We start from the raw sequence: 8,934 nt of genomic DNA, 5'->3' as shown, positions 1-8,934 counted from the left end.
AAGAATCGCCGCATCGTGGGTGAACAGCCGCCCCCCGGCCCGCCATGGCACACCACGACCGGCTGTCCCTCGGGATGACCCGATTGTTCGACATAAAGAACATGGCCATCGCCCACGTCGATCCGGCGCTGATCGAAGGGTTCGATCGGCGGGTAAAGATGGGCGCCCGATGCGCGCTTTTGCCCTGCAGTTCTGTCCATGTCTGGACTATATAGAGCAAAAGGCGCGCCCGCCATGGGCTGCCCTAAAATCAATGCGAGGAGAGCAATGGCAGATCCGGCAAACAGCATCGACCCGTCCGAAGTCGCCAAATTCGAGGCGATGGCCGCCGAATGGTGGGACCCGAATGGCAAGTTCAAACCGCTGCATATGCTCAACCCGTGCCGGCTCGATTACATCACCACGCAGATCGCGACACAGTTCGGCCGCGACCTGAAAGCGCCGCGCCCGTTCGAGGGGCTGCGTCTGCTGGATATCGGCTGCGGCGGCGGGCTTCTGTCCGAGCCGATGGCGCGACTTGGCGCCACGGTCGTGGGCGCGGATGCGGCGGAAGGGAATATCCCCGTGGCCCGGCTGCACGCCGAACAGTCGGGGCTCGAGATCGACTACCGCCATTGCGCGGCGGAAGATCTGGCCACGAACGGCGAGCAATTCGATGTCGTCCTCGCGCTGGAGATCATCGAACATGTCGCCGACCCGCAGGGCTTCGTGAACACGATCCAGAGCCTGATGAAACCGGGCGGGCTGATGATCTGCTCGACGCTGAACCGCAATCCGAAAAGCTACATGGTCGCGATCATCGGTGCCGAGCGGGTGATGCGCTGGCTGCCCGTGGGCACGCATGAATGGTCGAAATTCGTCACGCCCGACGAGCTTTACGAGCTGTCGCGCAACGCGGGGCTCGACCCGGTCGACCGCCGCGGCATGGTGTTCAATCCGCTGGCATGGACCTGGTCGCTCTCGGCGCGCGATCTTTCGGTGAATTATGCCATCGCGGCGGTGAAGCGGTAAGGGGCGCTGCCCCTCTTCGCATGCGCGAATTCACCCCGGGATATTTCAGCCAACACGAAGAGAGGCGATTTTCGCCTTGGGTCAAATATCCCGGGGGAGTCTCTGAAAGAGACGGGGGCAGCGCCCCCTCTTACTTTTTCTTCGGACGGAAGGCTTTGATCCGGGCCGGATCGGTCTCGATATAGCCCGCGCCAATCAGGTCGAGACAATAGGGCACGGCGGCGAAGACCGCATCGAGGCAGGTCGCGATGGCCGAGGGCTTTCCCGGCACCATGATGATCAGCGATTTGCCCGCGATCCCCGCCGACTGGCGCGACAGGATGGCGGTCGGCACTTCGAGCAGGCTCGCGCGGCGCATTTCTTCGCCGAACCCCGCCAGTTCCTTCTCGATCACGTCGAAGCAGCCCTCGGGCGTCTCGTCGCGCGGCGCGGGGCCGGTGCCGCCGGTGATCAGGATCAGATCGGCTTCGGCCGCGACCAGTTCGCGGAGTTTCGCGGCGACCGACTCGCGCCCATCGGGAATGATGTGACGCTCGATTTCCAGCGGCGAGGTGACCACGCCGCGCAGATAGTCCTCGCAGCCCGGACCGCCCTTGTCTTCGTATTCGCCGCGCGACGCGCGATCGGAGACGGTGACGATGGCGGCCTTGGGCTGCGAAAAGCTCATTTCTTCACTCGCGCGTTGCGGGTTGCGATCAGTTTCAGGCGCAGCGCGTTGAGCTGGATGAAGCCCGCCGCGTCTTTCTGATCGTAAGCGCCTGCGTCTTCCTCGAAGGTCACATGGGCCTCGGAATAGAGCGAGTAATCCGACCAACGCGCCACCGTGCGGGCCGCGCCCTTGAAGAGCATCAGCTTCACCGTGCCGGTGACATATTCCTGCGTCTTGTCGATCAACGCCTGCAGCGCCTCGCGCTCAGGGCTGAACCAGAAGCCGTTATAGATCAGCTCCGCGTAGCGCGGCATGATCGAGTCCTTCAGGTGACCCGCGCCGCTGTCGAGCGTGATCTGCTCGATGCCACGGTGCGCTTCGAGCAGAATCGTGCCGCCGGGGGTCTCGTAGACGCCGCGCGACTTCATGCCCACGAAGCGGTTTTCCACGAAGTCGAGACGGCCGATGCCGTGGGTCTTGCCGTATTCGTTCAGCTTGGTGAGGATCGTCGCGGGGCTCATCGCCTCGCCGTTGATCGACACCGCGTCGCCCTTCTCGAAACCGATCTCGATGAATTCCGGCTCGTTCGGGGCCTGCGTGATCGGATCGTCGGTGCGCTGATAGACGTAATCGGGCGCCATGTCGGCCGGATCTTCCAGAACCTTGCCCTCCGACGAGGTGTGCAGCAGGTTCGCATCGACCGAGAACGGCGCTTCGCCGCGCTTGTCCTTGGCGATCGGGATCTGGTTCGCCTCGGCGAATTCCAGAAGCTTCGTGCGCGAGGAGAGATCCCATTCGCGCCACGGCGCGATCACCTTGATCGACGGGTCGAGCGCATAGGCCGACAATTCAAAGCGCACCTGATCGTTGCCCTTGCCGGTCGCGCCATGCGCCACCGCATCGGCGCCATGCTTATGCGCGATCTCGACGAGATGCTTGGAGATCAGCGGCCGCGCGATCGAGGTGCCCAGCAGATAGAGCCCTTCATAGACCGCATTGGCGCGGAACATCGGGAAGACGAAATCGCGGACGAATTCTTCGCGCGCGTCGAGAATATGGATGTTCTCCGGCTTGATGCCGAGCATCTCGGCTTTCTTGCGCGCCGGCTCGAGCTCCTCGCCCTGGCCGAGATCGGCGGTATAGGTGATGACCTCGCAACCGTATTCGGTCTGCAGCCATTTCAGGATGATCGAGGTATCGAGGCCACCCGAATAGGCAAGCACGACTTTCTTGGGTGCGGACATGCGGCATCTCCCGGTTTTCTTGTTCCGCGACGGAATAGAAGCTTTTTTTCCAATGAACAAGGGCCGCCCCGAAGGACGGCCCTTTCGCATGTGCAATGCGCGAGATCAGCTCTCGGTGGAGGGGTCGACGAGCGGATCGGTGGTTTCGCCGCTCGAGGCGAGATCGCCTTCCGCGGTCGTCCCGTCAGCAGTTGTCCCGTCGCCGGTTGCCACATCGCCATCCGCGGGAGCTTCTTCCGTCGCGGTCTCCGGCGGCGGCAGATCGAGCAGCTCGTGCAGATAGGCGAGCGCCTCGGGCGAAAGCTCGCGCCCGTTCGAGGCGGCGAGAAGCGCGTCGTTCTCGTCGGTGGTCGAGTTGGCGATCTCGGTTTCCAGATCCGTAACCTTCTGCTGCGCAGCGGCCAGATCGGCCTCATAGGTCGTCGCGGCAGCCTTCTCTTCCTCCAGAGTCGCGACCGCGTCGTCATAGCCCTCAACCCCAGGCTCGAGCGCGTCGATTTCGGCTTGAATATCCTCCACGCTGCGGACGTCCTGCGCCTCGAGCGCGGCAACAGCGTCCTGCGCGTCGGTCAGGTTCTGTTCGGCTTCGCCAGCGGCCAGAACCGCGTCGCGATAGGTCGCGATCCGGCCCACCTGACTGTTCGGCGAAGCGTTTGCGAGCGCGGTCGCGCTGGCATGGGCCGCGTTCAAGCCCTTCAGTTCGGAGGCCAGCGCGCCGTGATTGCGCAGCTCATCCTCGCTCAGGCTCGGCTTCCCGTTCGGACGCGGCGACTCGTTGACCGCGTATTCGGTCGGAGTGGTCGAGCGTTTCTTCGTCGCGGTGGTCCCGCGCGACGCCGTTTTCACAGCGGAGCGGTTGGTATGCTGCGACTTCTTCTGCAGCTTGCCGGAGAAGAGATCATCGAGGAATTTCGCAGGGCCGCCGCCATGCGTTGCAGCCTTGCCGGAATTGCCGTGGCTCGTCGCGCGCCCGGCCGATGCGGATTTGCCCGCCGCGCCGGACTTGCCGCCTGCGTTGCTTTTGCCCCCGCCATTGCCACCACCATTGCCGCCGCCGTTTCCACCGCCATTTCCGCCACCGTTGCCGTTCTTGGCAAATGCGGCATCCGCGCCGGTGAAATGGCTGGTCGCCACCGGGGCGACGACGAAGCTCGCCGCGACAAGGGCGACAATCGAAGTTTTTCTCAGGCGCATGCGGCCCTCCTCTTTTGTTGCTCGCAACACAGTTTCAGCACGATTAGCGTCGAAAGTGGGCAAAAAAGCGGCAGCCTTTGCAAAATGCGCAAGGCTTCGCTCAAAGCGAAGGTGAGCCGGCGGTGACTCGCTCTTTTCCACCTCGATCACACGGAGAATTCAACCAAGGCGCGCCGAACGTGCTTTGACTGCGGTGAGATCGAGCCCCAACGGTGAATTGTTAAATGACATTCTTTGGGGGCAAAGTGATGAATGTATTGGGGGTTTTCGGACACTCGTTCCGGCAGGTCTTTGGAAATTGGCGGCAGACCCTTCGGATATCGGCGCTTCTTCTCTTGATCATGATCATCGGGCAGCAGTGGCTTATCGAGAGCGTGATGCAGGCCGGAGCATCACAATACCAGAGTTTCGAAAAATCACTGTTCATTGTGGTTTTCAACACGTTCATCCTGCCGATCCCGATGATCATCGCGGCGGTGAACTGGCACAGGTTCATCCTGCTCGGCGAGCGCGTCGGCTGGCTGCCGCGGATTCATCTGCGCCGCGACGTGAGCTATTTCTGGCGTGGCATAGTGATCACGCTCTATGCCATGGCGATCATGGTTCTGGGAGCCGCGATTGTCTTTCTTTTCGCCCTCGCGGCGCAGGAAATCATTCCGAACCAGACCGCTGAAGCCGTTCTACTCGCCGTGGTGGGGCTGGCATTCTTCATTGCCCTGTATGCCTTCATGCTCCGTCTCGGAGTATCCCTGCCCGGGGCCGCGATCGGCGGCGCCACGATCCGCGACAGTTGGCGCGCGACTCGCGGCCAGTGGCGTGGCTTCGCTTTGCTCACTCTGCTGGCATTTCTCGTGGTACTCCCTTTCGTTGCGGTGAACATGCTTTCGATACAAGCGCCACATGACCTCGCGGATGATATGGTCGTGGTCGCGCTCAAGCTGCTTTTCGCTGTGCCCACCGTGATGCTGCTGCTGTCGATCGTAACGACGCTCTACGGTCATTTTGTCGAGCAACGCGCCCTCGTCTGAGCTTGCCAAAGCGGGCGGCGCGCGTCACATCTGGCGGTATGAGTGAGTTCGCCCTTTCCGCCCAAGCCGCCACCCGCGCGCTGCGTGCGCTCTTCGAGCCGACGCCGCTGCAGCTCAATGCCCACCTGTCGAAACGCTTCGACGCCGAGGTCTGGCTCAAGCGCGAGGACCTGACGCCGGTGCGCTCCTACAAGATCCGCGGCGCCTTCACCGCTATGCGCAAATTGCGCGAGCGCGATCCGTCGGCGGCGCATTTCGTCTGCGCGAGCGCCGGGAACCACGCGCAGGGCGTGGCCTTCGCCTGTCGGCATTTCGGGGTGAAAGGCACGATCTTCATGCCGGTGACGACGCCGCAGCAGAAGATCGACAAGACCAAGACCTTTGGTGGAGATGCGGTCGAGATCGTTCTCACGGGCGATTATTTCGACGACACGCTGGCTTCGGCGCAGGAGTTTTGCCGCGAGGCCGGGGCGCATTTCCTCGCGCCTTTCGACGATCCGGATGTGATCGAGGGGCAGGCGTCGGTCGGGGTGGAGATCCTCGACCAGTTGGGCGGCGCTCCGGATATGGTCATCCTGCCCGTGGGCGGCGGCGGCTTGGCCGCGGGCGTCACCGGCTATCTGCGCGCGACCGCCCCCGCTACGGAATTTCGCTTCGTCGAGCCTTTGGGCGGAGCGAGCCTCACCGCTGCGGTCAAGGCGCATGAGCCCGTGACGATCTCGCAGGTGAACAGTTTCGTCGACGGCGCAGCTGTGGCCCGGATCGGCGCGCGCCCCTTCGCGGAGCTTGGTTGGGTCACGCCCGAGCAGGTTCATCTCGCACCGGAGGATCGCATCTGCATCACGATGCTTGAGATGCTGAACGTCGAAGGTGTCGTGCTTGAGCCCGCCGGCGCTATGTCTGTCGACATCCTGCCCGAACTGGCCGAGACGATCCGCGGCAAGCGCGTGGTCTGCGTGACTTCAGGCGGTAATTTCGATTTCGAGCGGTTGCCGGAGGTGCGCGAACGCGCCCAGCGCTATTCGGGTCTGAAGAAGTACTTCATCCTCCGCCTGCCGCAGCGCCCCGGCGCCCTGAAGGACTTCCTTCAGATGCTTGGCCCTGACGACGATATCGCGCGCTTCGAGTATCTGAAGAAATCGGCGCGGAACTTCGGCTCGGTCCTGATCGGGATCGAAACGAAACGCGCCGAGAACTTCACAGAGCTCTTCGCGAAGCTCGACGCCGAGGGCTTCGTCTGGCGCGACATCACCGAAGACGAAACCTTGGCTGAGTTTCTTATCTGAGGCCTTCAGTTCGATAGAGCGGCCGCCAGACCGACGAAACACACTGGTCCTTCGCCGCTTTTGGACTGTGGAGCCTTTTCTACATTCTCGACTCCTGCGCTTACGGCCCGCGATAGGCACGCCAATTCCCAAAATATGGCCGCACCCGCGCCCAACGGGTGCAGCTTCGTGCAATATGTGCTCGGCGCAGCTCAAACTGCTCAGCACCGCGCCCTATGCCGCCGGAGTGAACTCCGATAACCGCCCCATGAACTGCGTCTTGGACAGGCTATAGGTCTCGCGGATCGCGCTCAGATCGACCTCCACGGCGCGTCCGGCGGCGGCCATTCGTTCTCCCTGCTGACAGGCCCCGCCGAAATCGCGGAACCCGAGATTCCAGGCGGACCCTTTCAAGAAGTGCAAATCCTCTTCGACCCGGTCGGGACGTCCGCCAAGCCCCATCACCACGGCCTCGACCTCGTCGAGAAAAAGGTCCACGACCTCGGCAAAGCCATCGGCGCCAATTTCCGAGCGCAGTTCCTGCACCCGATCCCAATCAATCATCACGCCCTCCAGGCCACTCGATCCGACTCCACCCGAGACTGACCGTAGCGCCGCAGCCTTTCGATTTTCTTAACGTCTGATCCGGGCTGGTTTTCACCGAATCTTAGGGAGTTTGCGGTTTCGTGAGGGCAGAGGTTTCGGATGATGCAGATGGTGCAAAGACAAGAGGCCCCCGCAGATGCGGGCGGACGACCATTGGCGGGCGCTGCGCGGCACGTTCTCGTCGTGGACGACAGCCGTATGCAGCGCCGCATCCTCTCGGCGCAGCTGTCCCGCTCCGGTTACCAGGTGAGCGAAGCTGAAAGCGCGGAGGAGGCGATCGCGATCTGCGCCCAATGCGAGCCCGATATCGTGATCTCGGATTGGATGATGGCGGGGATGAGCGGCCCTGAATTCTGCCGCGTCTTCCGGGGCTTACCGCGGCGAAGTTACGGCTATTTCATCCTCCTGACCTCCAAGGCCGACAAGACGGACGTCACGCGTGGATTGGAAAGCGGCGCCGATGATTTCCTGTCGAAACCGGTCAACGGAGCGGAGCTTCGGGCGCGACTGAGCGCGGGCGCCCGCATCCTGACCATGCAGGAAGAGTTGAGCGAGAAGAACCGCCTGTTACGAGAGGCACAGGAGGTGATCGACCGCGACCTGCAAGAGGCACGCAAACTGCAACAAAGCCTCGTGCGGACACGACACGCGCGGTTCGAGGCGGCGGATGTCTCGCTGCTCTTGCGGCCCGCAGGCCATGTCGGCGGAGACCTCGTCGGGTTCTTTCCGATCAATGAGCGCCGGGTGGGCCTATACGGCATCGACGTGTCGGGGCACGGGATCACCTCCGCCCTGATGATGGCGCGGGTCGCAGGCTACTTCTCCGGCACCACCCCCAGCCAGAACCTCGCGATTTACCGCAACGCACTGGGCGAATTGCGCGGACGACGCCCGGCGGAGCTCGCTCAGCGCCTCAACGATCTCGTGCTGAGTGAGATGAGCACCGAGAGCTACTTCACCCTTATCTATGCTGATGTCGACCTGCGCACCGGCAAGGCGGAATTGGTTCAGGCGGGCCACCCCTACCCGGTCCTGCAACGGCGCAACGGCACAGTAGAGTTTTTCGGCGAGGGCGGGCTTCCCATCGGCCTGATCGAGGGCGCCGAATACGAGACGCTCACGGTTCAACTGACCCCGGGCGATCGGCTGGTGCTGGTCTCGGACGGGATTACCGAAGCCAGCGACCGCAGCGGCGAGATGATCGATCAAACCCGGCTGGCCCGGATGCTCCGCAAGTTTTCCCAGATGCCGGGGCCCGGGCTTCTGGATGCACTCTATTGGGCGACCGAGGCATTCGCGGAGGGTGAAATCGGGGACGATGTCTCGGCTGGCGTATTGGAATTTCACGGCCCCGGCAGCACCGAGCGACGTTCGGAGCTTGGGTCAGACTGCAGAGACCATTCCCCCGGGGAGACTTGAGAGGAGAACGCACCAGCTCAGCTACATCTGAGGCGAACGAACCGCCCAAAACTATTCAGCGACGGACGAACCGTTGGAAAAACGCGCGTTCGCCTTCATTCGCGAGCAGTTCGAGCGCTTCTTCGGGATCGGCCCAATGCGCCGTGTGGTGCGGTTCTGGCGGCAGACCGCGCTTCAGCACCGGGCGCGCGAGCCAGACGGAGCAAAGCTTTTCCGCCCAGAACTCATACTCGGGCATATAGGTGAAACGCCGATAGGCTCCGAGACGGCGCAGCCCCGTAATCGCCCAGCCGGTTTCCTCGAAGACCTCGCGGTGCAGCGCCTCGATCGGCCCCTCCCCCGGATCGATCCCGCCGCCGGGCAATTGAAACTCCGGTATGGGATGCGCCTGATGGGTCAGCAGCACCCGCCCGTCGCGGATCAGAATCGCGTAGGCACCGGGGCGCAAACGATACTGCTGACCGGATTTCACCCGCTCTCCGAACCTCGCGATCATGTGCTCTCCCTTGGGTCTGCGG

At 62.9% G+C, this 8,934-nt stretch carries 9 protein-coding genes and 1 pseudogene; 4 read left to right on the top strand and 6 right to left on the bottom strand.

What is annotated here, in order from left to right:
- Positions 1–200: pseudogene (locus B3D39_RS17420) on the bottom strand (prolyl aminopeptidase); the annotation flags it as partial.
- 67 nt (positions 201–267) lie between these two features.
- Here B3D39_RS17420 and ubiG point away from each other — a divergent pair.
- Positions 268–1,011, top strand: a complete 744-nt coding sequence (ubiG, locus tag B3D39_RS17415) for a bifunctional 2-polyprenyl-6-hydroxyphenol methylase/3-demethylubiquinol 3-O-methyltransferase UbiG (protein ID WP_274962899.1) — start codon at positions 268–270, stop codon at positions 1,009–1,011.
- Positions 1,012–1,141: 130 nt separating this feature from the next.
- Here ubiG and mog read toward each other — a convergent pair whose 3' ends face one another.
- The 3 genes from mog to B3D39_RS17400 all read right to left on the bottom strand — a co-directional run bounded on the left by mog (position 1,142) and on the right by B3D39_RS17400 (position 4,098).
- Complete coding sequence (mog, locus tag B3D39_RS17410) at positions 1,142–1,678, bottom strand: molybdopterin adenylyltransferase (RefSeq protein ID WP_078541593.1); 537 nt, start codon at positions 1,676–1,678, stop codon at positions 1,142–1,144.
- Positions 1,675–2,904 (bottom strand): argininosuccinate synthase, encoded by a 1,230-nt coding sequence (locus B3D39_RS17405; protein WP_078602342.1) that lies wholly within the window; start codon positions 2,902–2,904, stop codon positions 1,675–1,677. Before B3D39_RS17405 ends, mog begins: the two co-directional genes overlap by 4 nt.
- 105 nt (positions 2,905–3,009) lie before the next feature.
- Positions 3,010–4,098: a hypothetical protein gene (locus tag B3D39_RS17400; RefSeq protein ID WP_274962900.1), complete on the bottom strand. Its 1,089-nt coding sequence runs from the start codon at positions 4,096–4,098 to the stop codon at positions 3,010–3,012.
- Between the two features lie 224 nt (positions 4,099–4,322).
- Here B3D39_RS17400 and B3D39_RS17395 point away from each other — a divergent pair, with 224 nt between their 5' ends.
- A complete protein-coding gene (locus tag B3D39_RS17395) occupies positions 4,323–5,126 on the top strand; it encodes a hypothetical protein (RefSeq protein WP_286789918.1) in 804 nt (267 codons plus the stop codon).
- Between the two features lie 38 nt (positions 5,127–5,164).
- Complete coding sequence (ilvA, locus tag B3D39_RS17390; RefSeq protein ID WP_286789917.1) at positions 5,165–6,412, top strand: threonine ammonia-lyase IlvA; 1,248 nt, start codon at positions 5,165–5,167, stop codon at positions 6,410–6,412.
- Between the two features lie 213 nt (positions 6,413–6,625).
- On the opposite strand, the gene B3D39_RS17385 is transcribed toward ilvA, so the two are convergent.
- Positions 6,626–6,955 (bottom strand): Hpt domain-containing protein, encoded by a 330-nt coding sequence (locus B3D39_RS17385; protein WP_274962328.1) that lies wholly within the window; start codon positions 6,953–6,955, stop codon positions 6,626–6,628.
- A gap of 150 nt (positions 6,956–7,105) precedes the next feature.
- On the opposite strand from B3D39_RS17385, the gene B3D39_RS17380 reads away from it, so the two are divergent.
- Positions 7,106–8,416: a PP2C family protein-serine/threonine phosphatase gene (locus tag B3D39_RS17380; RefSeq protein ID WP_274962329.1), complete on the top strand. Its 1,311-nt coding sequence runs from the start codon at positions 7,106–7,108 to the stop codon at positions 8,414–8,416.
- A 55-nt stretch (positions 8,417–8,471) separates the two neighbouring features.
- Here B3D39_RS17380 and B3D39_RS17375 read toward each other — a convergent pair whose 3' ends face one another.
- Complete coding sequence (locus B3D39_RS17375) at positions 8,472–8,912, bottom strand: NUDIX domain-containing protein (protein WP_078550942.1); 441 nt, start codon at positions 8,910–8,912, stop codon at positions 8,472–8,474.
- Positions 8,913–8,934 lie beyond the last annotated feature (22 nt).

It is taken from the genome of Thioclava sp. UBA3469 (assembly GCF_002378135.1).
Classification (GTDB): Bacteria; Pseudomonadota; Alphaproteobacteria; order Rhodobacterales; family Rhodobacteraceae; genus Thioclava; species Thioclava sediminum.
This window is presented reverse-complemented; position numbering and strand designations above follow the sequence as displayed.